At 48.7% G+C, this 15,900-nt stretch carries 13 protein-coding genes; 4 read left to right on the top strand and 9 right to left on the bottom strand.

The genetic code is table 11. The features are described from left to right. Nucleotides 1–17: 17 nt before the first annotated feature. Entirely contained in the window at nucleotides 18–404 is a 387-nt protein-coding gene (locus Pan241w_RS22970) for a globin (protein ID WP_145220342.1), read from the bottom strand. 182 nt (nucleotides 405–586) lie between these two features. Between Pan241w_RS22970 and Pan241w_RS22965 the strand changes: the two genes are divergently transcribed. Further along, entirely contained in the window at nucleotides 587–1,633 is a 1,047-nt protein-coding gene (locus tag Pan241w_RS22965) for a hypothetical protein (RefSeq protein WP_145220340.1), read from the top strand. Here the strand turns inward: Pan241w_RS22965 and Pan241w_RS22960 are convergent. The 3 genes from Pan241w_RS22960 to Pan241w_RS22950 all read right to left on the bottom strand — a co-directional run bounded on the left by Pan241w_RS22960 (nucleotide 1,630) and on the right by Pan241w_RS22950 (nucleotide 3,722). After that, nucleotides 1,630–2,121, bottom strand: a complete 492-nt coding sequence (locus Pan241w_RS22960; RefSeq protein WP_145220338.1) for a DinB family protein — start codon at nucleotides 2,119–2,121, stop codon at nucleotides 1,630–1,632. The genes Pan241w_RS22965 and Pan241w_RS22960 overlap by 4 nt on opposite strands. Nucleotides 2,122–2,169: 48 nt before the next feature. After that, nucleotides 2,170–2,868 (bottom strand): PIG-L deacetylase family protein, encoded by a 699-nt coding sequence (locus Pan241w_RS22955; protein ID WP_145220336.1) that lies wholly within the window; start codon nucleotides 2,866–2,868, stop codon nucleotides 2,170–2,172. A 254-nt stretch (nucleotides 2,869–3,122) separates the two neighbouring features. Next, complete coding sequence (locus Pan241w_RS22950) at nucleotides 3,123–3,722, bottom strand: response regulator (RefSeq protein ID WP_145220334.1); 600 nt, start codon at nucleotides 3,720–3,722, stop codon at nucleotides 3,123–3,125. Between the two features lie 690 nt (nucleotides 3,723–4,412). Between Pan241w_RS22950 and Pan241w_RS22945 the strand changes: the two genes are divergently transcribed. Continuing rightward, nucleotides 4,413–5,711 carry a Gfo/Idh/MocA family oxidoreductase gene (locus Pan241w_RS22945; protein ID WP_145220332.1) on the top strand — a complete coding sequence of 433 codons (1,299 nt, stop codon included), beginning with the start codon at nucleotides 4,413–4,415 and terminating at the stop codon, nucleotides 5,709–5,711. Between the two features lie 581 nt (nucleotides 5,712–6,292). On the opposite strand, the gene ppk1 is transcribed toward Pan241w_RS22945, so the two are convergent. The 3 genes from ppk1 to Pan241w_RS22930 all read right to left on the bottom strand — a co-directional run bounded on the left by ppk1 (nucleotide 6,293) and on the right by Pan241w_RS22930 (nucleotide 11,130). After that, a complete protein-coding gene (gene ppk1 / locus Pan241w_RS22940) occupies nucleotides 6,293–8,413 on the bottom strand; it encodes a polyphosphate kinase 1 (protein WP_145220330.1) in 2,121 nt (706 codons plus the stop codon). Between the two features lie 81 nt (nucleotides 8,414–8,494). Next, a complete protein-coding gene (locus Pan241w_RS22935) occupies nucleotides 8,495–10,111 on the bottom strand; it encodes a Ppx/GppA phosphatase family protein (RefSeq protein ID WP_145220328.1) in 1,617 nt (538 codons plus the stop codon). Then, nucleotides 10,108–11,130: an ROK family protein gene (locus Pan241w_RS22930; protein ID WP_145220326.1), complete on the bottom strand. Its 1,023-nt coding sequence runs from the start codon at nucleotides 11,128–11,130 to the stop codon at nucleotides 10,108–10,110. The genes Pan241w_RS22935 and Pan241w_RS22930 overlap by 4 nt, the downstream gene beginning before the upstream one ends. Before the next feature lie 394 nt (nucleotides 11,131–11,524). Between Pan241w_RS22930 and Pan241w_RS22925 the strand changes: the two genes are divergently transcribed. Together Pan241w_RS22925 and Pan241w_RS22920 are read left to right on the top strand one after the other, a co-directional pair. Then, nucleotides 11,525–12,997 carry a MotA/TolQ/ExbB proton channel family protein gene (locus Pan241w_RS22925; RefSeq protein ID WP_145220324.1) on the top strand — a complete coding sequence of 491 codons (1,473 nt, stop codon included), beginning with the start codon at nucleotides 11,525–11,527 and terminating at the stop codon, nucleotides 12,995–12,997. Between the two features lie 18 nt (nucleotides 12,998–13,015). Beyond that, nucleotides 13,016–13,810 (top strand): hypothetical protein, encoded by a 795-nt coding sequence (locus Pan241w_RS22920; RefSeq protein WP_145220322.1) that lies wholly within the window; start codon nucleotides 13,016–13,018, stop codon nucleotides 13,808–13,810. Between the two features lie 168 nt (nucleotides 13,811–13,978). Here Pan241w_RS22920 and Pan241w_RS22915 read toward each other — a convergent pair whose 3' ends face one another. Together Pan241w_RS22915 and Pan241w_RS22910 are read right to left on the bottom strand one after the other, a co-directional pair. Then, nucleotides 13,979–15,295 carry a PQQ-binding-like beta-propeller repeat protein gene (locus tag Pan241w_RS22915; protein WP_232107245.1) on the bottom strand — a complete coding sequence of 439 codons (1,317 nt, stop codon included), beginning with the start codon at nucleotides 15,293–15,295 and terminating at the stop codon, nucleotides 13,979–13,981. 282 nt (nucleotides 15,296–15,577) lie between these two features. After that, complete coding sequence (locus Pan241w_RS22910; RefSeq protein ID WP_145220320.1) at nucleotides 15,578–15,892, bottom strand: DUF167 domain-containing protein; 315 nt, start codon at nucleotides 15,890–15,892, stop codon at nucleotides 15,578–15,580. Nucleotides 15,893–15,900 lie beyond the last annotated feature (8 nt).

The following is a 15,900-nucleotide window of genomic DNA, read 5'->3' as shown; positions in this document are numbered from 1 at the left end:
ACAGGAAACACAGAACGTCAGTTGGCTCGATTGATTAAAAAGGTTGCCATCTGGTCAAAAAACGATTCGAGTGTCTGTCTGACATCGGCTGGGAGTTCCGTTTCATCCATCGCATTGTTCATTAATTCCATCCAGCGATCACGGGCACTTTGATTGATCGCAAAGGGTGCGTGCCGCATACGCAGGGCGGGGTGCCCGCGTTCATCAAGATAGCGTTGCGGACCACCCAGTCGATAAACCAGAAATTCTTTGAGGCGATATTCGGCACCTTCGAAATCATCAGCCGGATACATGGGTTTGAGGATCTCGTCTGTTTTCACACCCTGGTAAAAGGCGGCGATCAGTTGCTGGAGCTTTACTTCGCCCAGGTGGTCATAAATTTCTTCAACGGCAATCTGGCTCATCGGTGATCGTGTTCTGTATCTTGGTATGCGTGAATTTGTGTGTTATGCGAAAGAATAATGCAAATCGTGTTTTCATCATTCAATGAGATTATGGTATCTTAGAAATTGATACAGAAGATTCCTACCCTGTCGCTACTTCATCCAGCGAGAGTTTTTGAACTGACCCTTTGAGGCGAGGCGGTATGCAGAGCCGACGCACCTGTTTGACTCTTTTGATTGCTTTATTTTCTTGCTCCGCATTGCAGGCAGCAGAAACGCCGCCTTCTGTCTGGCCCGGGTTTCAAACAAGTCCCTGGTTTGATGAGCAAATCTCCTATCTCTCAATTGAACCAGAAGTGCGTTTGATTATCGTTGCGCCCCGGCCAGAGCGAATTGTTCCCGGAAATCCGAGTCGTGTGATTCTGTTTGCGACTCCGAATGGGAGTACGATCGAGCAGACACTGGGTTGCCAGCAGCAAGAGGGACGCGACTGGCACTTTGATATTCAGCATATCGCTGCCCAGCACCGGAAATGGCAGTCTCTGAACCAACGCGAGAACCTGATTCTAGTCTGCCTGGAAGCAGAGGGGCTCAGTTGGCCTCGTTGGCGCGCCAGGCATCCCGATAATCCAAAGCGGATTCGAACCGTGGTTAATTCCATCATGGAAGCGATTCCGCTCAAAGAGTCACAGCTCACACTTGCCTGTCATAGCGGCGGAGGAAGTTTTCTATGGGGATTCCTGAACGGATCGGCAGAAATACCGGATCAGGTTGATCGTTTTGTTTTTCTGGATGCAAACTATTCTTTCAGTGAAAAAGACCAGCATGGCAAGAAGTTTCTCAACTGGTTGAAGGGGTGTAAGCAACGCCGGCTTGTGGTTCTGGCGTACGACGACAGGAATGTCTTGTATCGCGGCAAAAAAGTCGTCAGTCCCACGGGGGGAACCTATCGTGCGACGCACCGGATGTTAGAGCGCTTCAAACGGGATCTCAAATTCAGCGAGTCCTCTGCGGGGGATTATGTGACTTATGCTGCGCTGGAAGATCAAGTCTACTTACTGATTCATGGCAATCCCCAAAATAAGATTCTGCATACCAGGCTGGTGGGAGAAATGAACGGCTACCTGTATGCAGTCACTCTGGGGACTCCGGAAGGAAAACAGGGGCGTTTACCAGGCCCGCCGCGTACGTATTCGAAGTGGGTTCAACCCGAGCCGTTTACACAACCTGAAACAGAAAATTCGCCTTAAAACAGAGGTGGTTTCCCCAGGTTGCGTCGGACAACCGCCCACTGGCCGGCGTGCATCATCCAGTGGGTGGATTCTCCCGCAAAAATACAGCCTACGGTCGGTCCCAGGTAGCGTACCGATTCGGGAGCGGGTTGCATCAGATCCTGATCACTGAGGCCTGCGAGCACTTTGAGCGACCCCTCACGTTGTTCCTGCATCAATTGCAGGTATTCCGCTTTGGTATGAAAGTCGGCGGGGTTCTCACTGGCTGCGGTTTCTTTTGTATATTTTGCCTGAAAACCGTCAGGCAGCGCTGGCATTGAATTGGGGAAGACCTGCGTTACATGAAAGTGCTCACTCTGAATTAAATGGCCTAACTGCCAGGCGATATGGTTCATTTTTTCAGCAGGTCTGACAAACAGATCGGCGTCAGTTAAGTCTTCGAGATATTTAGTGACAACGAGTGTCGGAAGTTCCAGAGTCGTTTTGATGTGTTCTGCGAGACTCATGGGAATCCTTTCGTGATGTTGGCCGGAATGAAAAATCTGAGTGCTGTTTTATAAGATTTCGACAGGTTGTTTTCGGGGAGCCCAGAGTGCTTCCGCATATTTCACATGACAGGTTTGTCCGCGATAACGGGCCAGTGTTTCTTTTCCCTGGAGGGCACCGTTGGTTTGTGTGGGATCATAGTCGACATTCCGCTGCAGAGCCATATAGCGCCCGAGCCATTCCATCGATTTGTCCCAGTAATCCGTCACATCCACAAATGTATCCGGTTCAAAACCAACCGTATGCCCCGGGCCATTATCGTAATGATAGATCTTACGGGGCCGTTTAAAGCGATCCTGATTCAGGACCCGCCCGCCATGATTGAGGGCAATTTTACTGAGTTGAGAGGCGACCGTGTGATCGTGATGATGATCGTACTCCCACATTTGCAGCGCGATATCCGGCTTGATGTCATGGACCGCGGCCGCTACTTTTTGTTTCGTTTTTTCATTCGTATCATATTGATGCGAGGCGAAATCAAGGAAGCGGGTTTCGACGCCATATTCACGGGCAATCGAAGTGACCGATTTTCGGAAGGCTTCTTCCCGGCCTTTGGTGGGCGGCCAGTTACTGTAGTCGCCGATCAGAATCAGTTGAACCACACGGTAATTTTTAGCGACTGCTTTCAGCATGAGACCGGGAACGCCATACACACAGTCATCAAAGTGCGCACCAATTGCCAGCAATGTCTTTTGATCGGCCATCATCGTATTTTCTTTTTGAAAAGTTTGTATGGAAGTAATTTCGAAAAGAATCGAACCGGGCGACTCTATATTGATGATACTGGGGCCAAACACAAAACGCTATCAAAAAGGTGGGAATGGCGAGAGGGAGGCAGGTGCTTGAACTCATGATTTTTGATGACGGCGTATGAGGAATCATATTAATTGAAAAGATCAGCCTGCCCCGTAATCACGGAGCAGGCTGATCTTTTCGTTGTTGGATTGTGCCAGAAACTGTTTTAAGCCATTTCAGCGACTTGTCTTGAATTAGCAATAAAATATTCCAGGTATTCAGCCTGGCACGTCATGAGATCATAGAACTCTTCGGCGGCTTCCACATTTTTGGTTTCAATGATATCCTTGATCACCTCACACAGTGATTGGGCCGGCGTGTAAATGTCGATGGGTGTCGCTGCGGAGAGTTCGCCTAAGGTCTCTTTTAATGTGTTAGAGAACGCATGCTTGAGTTCTTCTCGATCACGGGTTTTGTAGATCACACCAGTGATCCCCAGTTTTTTGGCGAGTTCCAGTCGTTCGGTTTGGCGACATTGTGCTTTATTGGCCGGCTGAATACTCGTCATCAGGAAATACATGGGGGCTTCCATTTGCCCGTCATCATTGTAATGCTCCTGTTGCTGGACCTTTAAAAATAAGTCCAGGCCGTCGAGCTCCCGCATCACCAGTTCGGAGAAGACAATTTTGATGTCACTGTTTTTCTCCAGAATAGAGAGTGCTTCAAATCCGGAAGAGGCACATAGGACTTCGTAGCCAAGCTCTTCTAGAAGTCTGGTATGCACATAGCACGTGTATCCAACATCATCGACTACTAGTACTTTCATAGGCCCCTTTTTCTACTTAAAAAATGAAACAGTTGAAGTTCCCTGATTAAAGAAACAGTTTATGATTGTAATTGCGATCCAGTTTCAGTTGCTTTTATTTCATCACAGTTCACGTTGGTTTTGAAAGTGGTTCGCTGAAAACGAACAAACAAAAAAAGCTCGTCCCTGCAAGGGGGGCGAGCTTTCCCGATTTCATTATTTGATTGTGATGGATTCTGTGGTCAGACCGGAATCCATTGTTCTTAAAATGCGACAGATTGTGTTTTTATTTTGATTCATATTTTATCCCTCGAAAGTATAACACAATTTTTTTCGGAGTCGGAAATATTTCGGTAAAGCAAATGCTGGATCGCCTGGGTTGATTACTATAGGAACTGTTTTTGATGAATGAAAACTGTCTCCCAAAATCAACAGATGGCAACACTCCGATTGAGGAGATTTCGGTAATTTACGGCTAATCAGGCATTTATAACATGCGGCTCTGTGTTGCGATAAAGAATCAAAGGGGTGCCCTTACAGTCGGACCCCCTTTTCAAGAAAATTCTGTGGAGGTTAATTCGATGGAAGTCTATTCATTCTCTGGACATTGCCTGATTGGCTACTTACGATAATCTATGTGCAGGAAATTGAGCGAGAGACGGTCAGCTTTCTGCTCTAACGTATTATGAGTTAACAGAAAAAGGATAAATCATGAGTGAAGTCACACGACGTAATTTTCTTCAAACCAGTGCGGGGGCAGTGGCAGCAACATCGTTGCTGGGGAGCACAGCACGGGCCGATGTGAACGGAAAGATCAGAGTCGCCGTTCTGGGAGTTAATGGCCGCGGTCGTACGCATATCAAAGCCATTGGCAATATTGAAGGTGCAGATGTCGTGTTGCTCTGTGATCCTGACGAACAGGTATTGGCAAAACGGGCTGCGGAATTTGAGAAAAAATACGGTCGCAAGGTCGAAACCGAAACAGACATGCGGAAGGTATTCGACCGGGATGACATTGATGTGGTGACGGTAGCGACTCCCAATCACTGGCATTCCCTGGCGACGATCTGGGCCTGTCAGGCCGGTAAAGATGTTTATGTGGAAAAACCGGGTTCACATAATCTATTCGAAGGCCGCAAGATGATTGAGGCGGCGAAGAAATACAAACGCATCGTGCAGCACGGCGTTCAGCTTCGCAGTCAGCCTGCGATCCAGGAAGGTGTGGAACATCTTCGCAAAGGCACGATTGGTGATGTGTATATGGCACGCGGTCTGGTCTTCCGCTGGCGACCCTCCATCGGCCACAAACCGGATGAGAAGGCACCTGCTTACTTGGACTGGAATCTCTGGCAAGGCCCCGCTCAGGAAACCAATTTCTCCCGCCGTCTGGTGCATTATAACTGGCACTGGACCTGGGATTATGGGAACGGCGACGTCGGAAACCAGGGCGTGCATGAGACCGATATGTGCCTGTGGGGGCTGGATGTCAAGCTGCCTTCGCAAATCACCGCCATGGGAGGCAAGTTCCTTTGGGATGACGATAAGGAAACGCCGGAAGTGCTTTCCACCAACTACTTCTATCCTGAAGAAAACAAAATGATTCAGTTTGAAGTCCGTCCCTGGATGACGAATAGTGAAGGGGGGGCTTCGGTCGGGAATATCTTCTACGGCTCAGAAGGTTATATGGTTGTGAAAGGGTATAACTCTTATGAGATCTTTCTGGGACGAAAGGGAGAGCCAGGCCCCAAGAATAGTGGCGACGATCCGGTAGAAGCTCACTTTACGAACTTCCTGAACGCGGTCCGATCACGAAAAGCAGAGACTTTGAATGGTCCTGTGGAAACGGCTCACACCAGTTCTGGGATTGCCCATTTGGGCAACATCGCATTCCGCTTGGGACGCCAGTTGAATTTTGATCCCAAAACGGAGCAGTTTGTGAATGATCCGGAAGCGGATAAATATCTGACACGTCAGTATCGCAAGCCTTTTGTTGTACCCAACGAAGTCTAAGGCAACTGCAACGAGTCAGCAGATTGATCAAAAAAAAAACAGCACCGGAAAATGATTCCGGTGCTGTTTTTTTGCAGGCACTGCAAACTTTTAAAAAGAGAGGCTGACCTACGCTCAGGCAGGTCAGCCTCCGTTCAATTTTCGTTAGGATCGAGGTGATCCTCACGAGTGGTGGTTGTCGATGACAACCCGCCAGTAGTCGCTAAGAACAACCACCTTTCTGGCTACAACAATAACTGTCCACTCAATCACCTCCTTTTCTTGGATAAACTCCCTGTTTCTTCATCGGTATGTAGCTCCAACTAGAACACAGGCTTTAGTCCTATCGCACTGCGTGGGTGCGAGACATGATCTACTCTTATTTTTACCATTCCCCAGATTGAGGCAATACCTTTTTGCAGTGAACTCGAGGAAATTCTCGGAACCGGTAAAAGCTGTCATCCGTAACCTATTCTGTCTGAACAGGATATGGATTTATCGATTCATCAGAATTTCACACAGCGTGATATTTCGCAACTTCATTCTGCAAAAAAGTACTGATTTCCTGTGTAGTGACACACGAGGTTCGCAAGTGGTTCGGTCTATTTCTGGTCTTCGGGTGCCATATGTGGTTCGAAGACGGTACGACCTGCTTTTTCTGCCTGCTTGATTGCTGCCACTGCTTCTTCATACAGCACTTGCTGACAGCGAACGAGGTTCTTTTCCTTGTTCGGAGTAATGCGCTCGTAGACGCCATCACTATTCAGGACACGGGCCTTGGCGTTATCTTCAAAATAGGTGTTCAGAATCTTAATCACTTTCCGATGACAATTTTCTTCTTCAATGGGAACCAGTAATTCCACTCGCCGATCCAGGTTGCGAGGCATCCAGTCAGCACTGGAAATGAAAACCCGTTCGTCGCCGCCGTGATAGAAATACAAAATCCGCGCGTGTTCCAGGAAGCGGTCGATAATGCTGACCACTTCGATATTCTTACTCAATTTGGAAACGCCGGGCCGCAGGCAGCAGATGCCGCGAATATTCAGTTTGATTTTGACACCCGCTTCCGATGCTTCGTACAAGGCATTGATGATTTCCGGGTCAACCAGTGAATTAACCTTGGCGATAATCCGCGCTTTCTGTCCCTGTTTTTTGCGTTCGGTCTCGTGATGAATCAGGTCCAGGATTTTATCTCGTAAGCTGATGGGGGCCGCTTCCAGCTTCTGATATTTCTGAGGTAAAGAATAACCGGTAATTGAATTGAAGAAGTTGATTGCATCCGAGGCCAAAAATTCGTCGCAAGTGAAATAACTGATGTCGCTATAGATTTTCGAGGTGGCATCGTTGTAATTACCCGTACCGAAGTGCAGATAGCGTTGAATTCCCTGCGGTTCACGACGGACAATACAGCAGACTTTGGCGTGTGTTTTGAGCCCTTTGACGCCGTAGATGACCTGCACGCCCGCGTGCTCCAGATTTTTGGCCCATTCGATGTTGCGTGCTTCATCAAAGCGTGCTTTGAGTTCCACGATGGCGGTCACATGCTTGCCTTGTTCCGCGGCGCGAATCAGGGCGGCGACAATCGGACTGCGCTTGCTGGTGCGATACAAAATCTGTTTAATCGCCAGTACATCCGGGTCCACGGCTGCTTCTTCAATCAATCGGACAACCGGTTCAAAGCTTTCATAGGGATGGCATAACAGAATGTCCTGCTGAGAAATATTCTCGAACATGCTGATCCGAGGATTCACTTCAGGCGAAGGTTGAGGAGGCCAGCTCACATCTTTCTGCGCATCAAACCCCGAAATGTCCGTCAACCGCATAAACGCGGTGAGATCCAGTGGACCGGGAATCCGATAGACGTTTTCATCGAGAACGCCTAAACCCCGCTCCAGGAATTCCAACGTCTCTACCGAGACGGCTTCAGCAATTTCCAGCCGGATACAATCTCCCTGCTTCCGTTGATCGAGCATGTCCTCCATCTGGTGCAATAGATCAGAGGCAAATTCATCCTGCAAACTGACGTCGGCATTTTTGGTGACACGGAAAGGAATACTTTCCAGGACATGCTCACCTCCAAAATATTGTTCGACAAACAGGCAGACGGCGTCTTCTAATGGTAAATACTGATAGCCGCCTTCCGAAGGGAGTGTGATAAACCGAAATTCTGGTCTCCCAAACGGGATAATGGCAAACCGATCCTGTGGTGTTTCCGATTTTTCATCCGGTGCCAGGCGAACCACGAGATTCAATGTGTGATTTACCAGATAGGGGAATTCCATATCAGACGTGACCGCCATGGGGGTCAGCACGGGATAAATTTCATCTCTGAAAACATGTTCGACAATTCGCCGTTGCGCATCCGTCAGTTCCTGTGGATTTGCCCTTTGAAATCCGGCTTCGGCCAGAGGGGGCTCAATTTCTTTCAGGAGACACTGATATTGTTCCACCATCATATGATGCGCTCGCAGGCTGATGGCATCCAGTGTTTCTTTGGGAGTCATCCCGGACGGATCGGATGTCGTATTTCCGCTGGCCTGTAGTAAATGGAGTCCGCCGACGCGGACCATGAAAAATTCATCCAGGTTCGAACTGGTAATGGCCAGAAATTTCAGCCGTTCCAGCAGGGGAATGTCGGGGTCATGGGCTTCATCTAATACTCGCTGATTAAATTCCAGCCAGCTTAATTCCCGGTTGAGATATTTCGAAGCTTTAGGGGCCATGCGAAACCTGTTATATGAGTAAGTTGATTATTTTCATGGGGCGGCGACAGGAGGCACTGTCGCTGCAACGATTGCGACCTGTTATTTTTTTCTCAAATGCACTTTCAGTCCGAAGACTTCTTCGAACAAAGGTCCTTTTTCGACCAACGCGATTTGTTCCAGGGAAACGTCTTCTACATGGGGAATCGAAATAATCAACTGCCCCTGCGTAATCTCACATTCAATTTCCTGAACGCGTTGACTGTATGAATAATCCAATGCATCGGCGACCCTCAGGATCGCTGCCATCTTAGCGATGGCAATCCGACTGAAACGATCCAGTGTTGAATATCCCTCATGCGTTGCTTTGGGAGAGGCCCGCCGATGGTAGCGCGCGATTAATGCCACCAGTAATAAGTCGGCCTGTCCCAGTCCAAATAGATTTCCATTGCTGATTAGATACATCGAGTGTTTATGGTAACCACGTTGATTCACATAGATGCCGATTTCATGCAGTAACGCAGCCGTGTATAACAGCAGGCGATTCCGTAAATCGAGTTTGTGTTCGTTTTGCAGCGACTGGAACAGAGTGTCTGCCAGAAAAGCAACGTGGCGTGCGTGTGTTTCATCAAAATCAAAGCGTTTCCCGAAATCAATCGTCGAACGGATAACCTGTGTGTAAAACTCATCCGACCAGGTACTCTGATCGGCCATTTCTTTGAGCAGTCCGTCTCGAAAGTTGGCTTTGGTGACGTAAATATGTTTCAGCTTATATGCCTGGGCCAGCTTGGTATAAGCCAACAGAGCAGGGCCCAGGGTTTCTGCATCGGTGAATGCCAGATGGTAGGTTTGTACCAGTTCGTCTTCGTTTTTCTGCAGAATTTGGTCGGTAAACTTACTGAGTTCAGAAACTTTGAGCCGATCCAGTTCATCTAGTGAATTCCCGGGTTCTGGAATTTCATCCTCAGGACGTAATTGAGCCAGGGCAAACCGTACGTCACCACCTAGCACAACCAGTTTGATCGATTTGTCCGCTGGAACTTCATGTACGATTTGCTGGATCACGCGTTCAATCTGATTTTCCATAATCGTACGTTCTTTGGACAAAGGCACGCGATAGCCTTTGAGCATTTCACGCAGACGCAACGCCCCCAGACGGTAATTACTGGAGAACAACACATTGCCGTTTTGTACCAGCAGCAGTTCGGTCGTGCCTCCGCCGATCTCCGTGACGATGGTCTGGGCTTCATCCAGATTTGGCTTAGCTGCCAGATAGGGACGAATACCCTGGTAGGTAATTCGGTTGACTTCCGCTTCGTCCAGGGGAGAAACTTCGAAACCGGTGGCGATGAAAATGCGGTCTGTAAATGCCAGTCGATTATCTGCTTCGCGGACCGCACTGGTGGCGACAACCCGAATCTGATCATCCCGGTTGATTTGATATTCATCTAATCTTCGGCGGTAACTTTTGAGAATTCGAACGCATTCTTCCATCGTCGATTTCTGGATATTACGCGTCTGAAATGTATCTTTTCCCAGCGTGACTGCCTGAGACAGCCTTTCCAGAGCATAGACGGTTCCGTCTGCTTTAATCTCTGCGATTGCCATTCGAATCGCGCCGGTACCGATATCGATGACCGCAATCAGGCGATTGGGGTCAGATTCAGGACGATTGGAACTGGCGGTTGTTTCAGTCAACGCGGAATCTTTTGTATTCATACTTTGGTTTCATTATTTAACGATTTCGTTTCCTGAATCACGGTCCGAGCCCAGGCTGCGACTCCCATCACTGAGGAGTCATCTCCCAACTGTGCGGCAACGACTTTAAACGAATCCTTAAAAGTCGGCATCACATTGTGGCGCGTGGCTTCAGCGACTGCCGGCACAAACAGATCAGGCATCGCTTCCACCAGCCCGCCTCCTAGAACAATGACTTCAGGCGAAAAGATATGGACCATGTTCCCGGCAGCGATTCCAATGTATTCTGCAGCGCGGAGAATGATTTTTTCGACACTTCGATCGCCGCCTTTGATGGCAGAGGCAAGAATGCCGCTGCGAATATCGGAAATGTCAGTCCCGACCATAGATCGCAGGGTCGGGGCGTCACCTCGGTAGGCGGCCTGGGCGGCTGCAGCTGAAATAGCCAGACGGCTGGCGAGGACTTCCAGGCAACCATGTTGGCCGCAACCACATTCCGGACCTTCAGGTAATACTTTGATGTGCCCTATTTCCATGCAAGAGCTTTTGCTGCCCTGAATCAGATGACCACGATAAACGGCGCCTCCTCCAATTCCTGTACCGGGAAAGATACCAATGGCAGAGGTCGAACCTTTCGCCGCACCGAAGCGATACTCACCATAGACACCGGCATCGACATCATTACAGAGGACGACAGGGCAGCCGAAGGCTTTTTCCAATACCTCTTTCACAGGGGCGTTATACCAGCCTAAGTTGGGCGCTTCGAAGATAATCCCGTTTTCCAAGTCCAGCGGCCCGGGACAACCAACGCCAATTCCCGCCAATTCGTTAGGAGTCAGCCCTGCTTCTTCTAATGCCTGATGGATCGTCTGCACCATCCGTTCCAGGCCCAATTCAACACCCGCGTGGCCTTTGGTTTTTCTGCGCTTCTTTCCGAGAGTTTTGTATTGAGAATCGAAAATTTTGGCCAGCATTTTCGTGCCGCCCAGATCGAACCCGGCCCAGTAGCGGTTCGCAGTTTCTGGTGATTCAGTAGACATGTATTAATTTTCTATTTTTAAGGATCTCATCTCCGCTCGAAACGTCGTCGGGTAAAGAACAGATTGTGTTTTGATGAATTTACTTCGAGCTGCCCTCAGTATAACGAATTGTTCTTATCTCGTGTATTCTGATGAATTTAGATCTTAATTAACAAGCTTGGAGACGGATTTTTCATAATTGACCCAGGAGAAGTGTCTGTTTGTGTAGTTGCGGCTTGCTGGAGTAGGGGTAGACCCTTAAAAAACAAGCTCTTTGGTGAGTTTCAAAGAATGCGGCAGCCTGTTGACTTTAGAGTCGACGACAGCTTGGATAAACTGGAAGGAATGATTTCCACTTGGAATCTTTTCCAAACGTCACTCCACTAAAAGATTACAACTCCCCGGGGTTCCTTCCATGTATTTCCAGTTTCCCTGTGAAAAATGTTCTAAAAAGCTCAAAGTTCGAGATGAAAATGTAGGTAAGAAAGTTCGCTGCCCTTACTGCCATCATACGATGCTGGTCAAAAAACCGGAAACACCGATCATTGACACGTCAATCGATGTGACGAGTTCAGCAGCCGGAGGTTCTTCAAGCAGATCATCGACCAGCAGTCGGGGAGGGAAGAAAGATGTTTCCAGTGGTTGGGCCGATGGTACAGAGGTGAGCCTCTCCAAGAGTGGGGTGATTGCGATTGCGTCTTCTGTCGTCTTTCTCGTGCTCATGTTCCCTTTTCGGAGCTATTACCTGGGGGAATTGTTTTTAGATCGAGGCTGGGTTCCGTTCGCACTGGTCTTTTTGATGAGTTGGTCAGCGACGATTCTGATCTTGAAATCCCGCAAGCTGTCCAAACAGAAGGATTCGATGCTGTTTGATACGCTGCCAACCGATATTTCCGAGGATATTTCCGAGAAGACCGTTTCCAAATTCATCGAGCACGTCAAAAACCTGCCCGTCGATCCGCGAGAAAGTTTTCTGGTAAACCGGGTTTTAAGAGGGCTGGAGCATTTCAGTGTCTTGAAAAGCAGTGCGGAGGTTTCGAACCGGCTGCAGTCACAATCAGAAATTGATGCCACGGCCGTCGATTCCAGTTATACCATTCTTAAAGTCTTCATTTGGGCGATTCCGATTTTGGGGTTCATTGGTACTGTGATCGGGATTAGTGCCGCTGTGGGGGGCTTCGCTGGGGGTATGGATCAAGCCGAGGATATTTCCGCGCTGAAAGATTCGCTGGGGAATGTGACTGGCGGCTTGTCGACTGCCTTTGATACGACACTGGTCGCGCTGGTAATGAGTATGCTGGTGATGTTTCCCAGTAGCTCGATGCAGAAATCGGAAGAGGACCTGCTCAACTGGGTGGATGAATACTGTAATGAAAACCTGTTGAAGCGGCTGAAGGAAAGCGATCATGTTGGCGGCGGCGGTGATGAAAAGGATCATCGGCGTCTGATCCAGCGAACCATTGATAAAGCGATGGCGAACCACCATGCCGAATTGCAGACCTGGATTGAAAAACTGGAAGGGATCGGGAGCACCCTGTCACAGTCCGTGATGAAATCCTGGGGCAAAATCGACGAAAAAATTCGTGCCCAGCAGGAGGAACAGCTGAATCAGGTGCAACAGGTGGTGAAGCAACTGGAAACGGTCGAAGAGAAAATGACCGAAATCCAGTCAGCACACGCGGCAAACCTGGATAAAATGAACGGAGAAGCGACGGAGATGGCCGAAGCGGCCGGCGTGCTGACTCAGTCATTCAATGGGGTTCAGCAGGGATTAAACGGATTGAATACCGTACTGACGGATCTGGGCGAGAAGCAGGTACTGATCCAGCAGGTAGAAGCCCCCCGCAAACGCTGGGGACTGTTCGGGAATTCCCGGAAAAGACGATAACCAGAGTGTGGTGATGCAGTGGTAAAGAAAAAGAAAGACGACACAGAAACGGTTTCACTGTTTCCATTCCTGAGTATTCTGGCATGTGTCATTGGTGTGCTGACGCTGATGATCACCGCCATGGCACTGAGTCAGATGGATAATCAGGACGATGTCTGGAAACGCGCCGAAGAATTTGAAAAAGAACAACAGAAGATTACAGAGAAGCAAGAGGAAATTGACGAAGTCAAAAGCCAGATTGAAGATTTGTCAAAACTGAATCGTGAACTGATCCTGGCATTGGAAGAGCTCAAGAAACTCAAACAGGAAAAAACGAAAATTCCCAATGACATTACGCCGGAAGAAAAAGTGAAACTCCTGGCGGAAGCGAATCGTCTGGAAAAGCGGATCGAAGAGATCAAAGACGATCCAATGGAATTGCAAAAGGAAATCGATAAACTCAAAGTCGAATTAAACAAACGGGAAAACCCGGTCGCTGCAGAAGTTCGAATTCAGCCAGGTGGTACGGGCGTAGATCTGAATCCCACTTTTATTGAATGTACGAAAAATGGAATTCTGGTTCTGGATGGCCCGTCAAAAGACTTACGAGTGCGCCGAGACGATTTGAGAAAGAGCTTACCTTTTGTGGAATTACTCGACAAAATCGGTGCACAAAACAAAGGGACGGTCATCTTTCTGATTCGTCAGGATGCGGTTTACACTTATAATATTGCCTCCAGTGTTGCCCGTTCCCGATACTGTCCCAACGGAAAATTACCCGTGGAAGGCAACGGAAAAATTGACCTGAGCAAATTTAAAAACGCGGCAGGTTAAGCAGACTTTGAGCAGATGCTGTGCAGGAAGTCGTGTTCTGATCGAATCCGGTGATTCTGAATGAGTCAACCTGAATTCTTAGTTGAGCGTCTCCCCGAGAGAATGAAAAAAGCTCTGTCGAGGAAAATCGACAGAGCTTTTCGAGTAAGATCACTAGTTGATCTGAGATTATTCTTTCAGATCGTAGCACATCAGAACATCCTGCTCGCGTAGATAAAGTTTTCCGCCACAGACCACCGGGTGTGCCCAGGCTTTTCCTAACACCTGATCTGCTTTGAAACTGCCCTTCAGTTTGTACCCTTCGGTAGTCGCTTCAATCAGAGCCAGGTCACCACTTTCGTAGCGGAAAATCAGGTGGCCATCAGCCAGGGTCGTTGCAGCAGATCCTGATCCTTCGCCCCGAATTTTATCTTCTCTTTTGCCCCAGACGACCTTGCCTGTTTTCAGTTCAACACAGATCGGAAACCCTTTGCCGTGTCCGTGTCCACAATAGATATGATCTTTATACAAGATCAGACCCCCGTGGTGATTTTGCAGTACTTTGGGATCAAGAAAATAAACTTCTTCCGCTTTCATTCCGTCACCCTCTTTCGAAAGTTTCACCAGGGCGCTGCCTGTTCCATATCCGGTTGAGGTGAAGACATAGTCTCCGGAAACAATTGGCGTGGGAATGTTGGCAACGCCATTCGCTACCGGGTTGTAGTTCCACAACAATTTTCCATCACTGGCACGCACGCCAATCAGCCCGCGGCCGGTGAGTTGGACATATTGTTTCACGCCACCTGCATTTGAAATCACGATCGAAGAATAGCCGGCACCGTCTTTGCCCTTTGAACCCAGGTCGGAAACCGATGTTTTCCAGACTTCTTTTCCGGTTGTTTTATCCAGTGCGACCATCATCGCATCTTTTCCACCGGGTGTGCAGATCACGAGGTCACCATCAACGAGCGGAGATTCCGAAAAACCCCACTTGGACATCATTTTTCCGTCCCATTCCTCTTCGAAATTTTTAGTCCAGATGATTTCCCCATCTTCAACACTGAGGCAGGAAATTGCCCCGTTGGAGGAAATGGCATACAAGCGATCGCCGTCGATGGAAGGAGTACAGCGTGCGCCGGGATATCCGTGTTTCGGGTTCAAATCCAGCAGGTTTGTCTTCCACAAGATTTTACCATCATCGGTATTGATGGCGATCACAGCTTGACCTTCCGGAAGATTTCCCGTGGTAAACAGACGATTGTCTTTAATGGAAACACTGGCATAACCTTTGCCCAGGCCGGTAGCAGTCCAGACAAGTTTGGGGGGAGTCGCATTCCAGTCTTTCAGGAGTCCTGTATCAGAAGAATGATTCTCGCGGTTCGGGCCTCTCCATTGCTCCCATGACTTTGAAAGTTGAGTGGGCTCTGCCGCTTTGGATGACAAGGGAATTCCGCAAACCAGCAAGGCTCCCAGGAGCAGGCGAACGGGCATTGAATAACTCATCATAGTCAAATAGTCCTTTTGTGAGATCTTGTAGACCAGGTGGGAAATTAAAGTCGAGATTATCGCGACGACATTCTGCGTGTGGATTTTCAGAAAACCGAGCGAAGGCCTCTTAGGGGTAAGATACGGATGCACGTCTCATAATTATATGTGCCCGTTCAAGCTGCTGCAATCAACGGCAGAAGATTCCTGACCGGGAAGCAGCTGATTCTGTCTCAGGTGAGAGGCAGGAATATTGGGTCTGTTCGTGCAAAACCCGGCTTACACCGGGCACCGCTGGCAGAATTATCTAGAGTGATTCAGGGCGTCCTGAAGTTTTTTTCGCAACTCATCCGGCGAAATTTCAGTAATGCGGAATACTTTCAGTCCTGCCGTTTCCCCTTTATACAACTCGATTTGTGATCTTTTGAGGTTGAGACCGTTTTTGATCACTTTCAACAGAGCTTTGTTGGCTTTCCCCTTTTCCGGGGCCTGGGTAACGCAGACTTTCAGCCTGCCGTCGTGGATCCCCTCAATGCGATTTTTGCTGGATTTAGGTTGCGCACGAACAGGGAGCAGAATCGCCGCCCCATCAAATTCAAGCTGTATGTCTGTGGTCACGTCGTGTA

Origin of the sequence: Gimesia alba (assembly GCF_007744675.1) — a bacterium.
Classification (GTDB): domain Bacteria; phylum Planctomycetota; class Planctomycetia; order Planctomycetales; family Planctomycetaceae; genus Gimesia; species Gimesia alba.
Note: the sequence above shows the minus strand (reverse complement) of the source record. Positions and strands in the feature narration are given on the sequence as shown.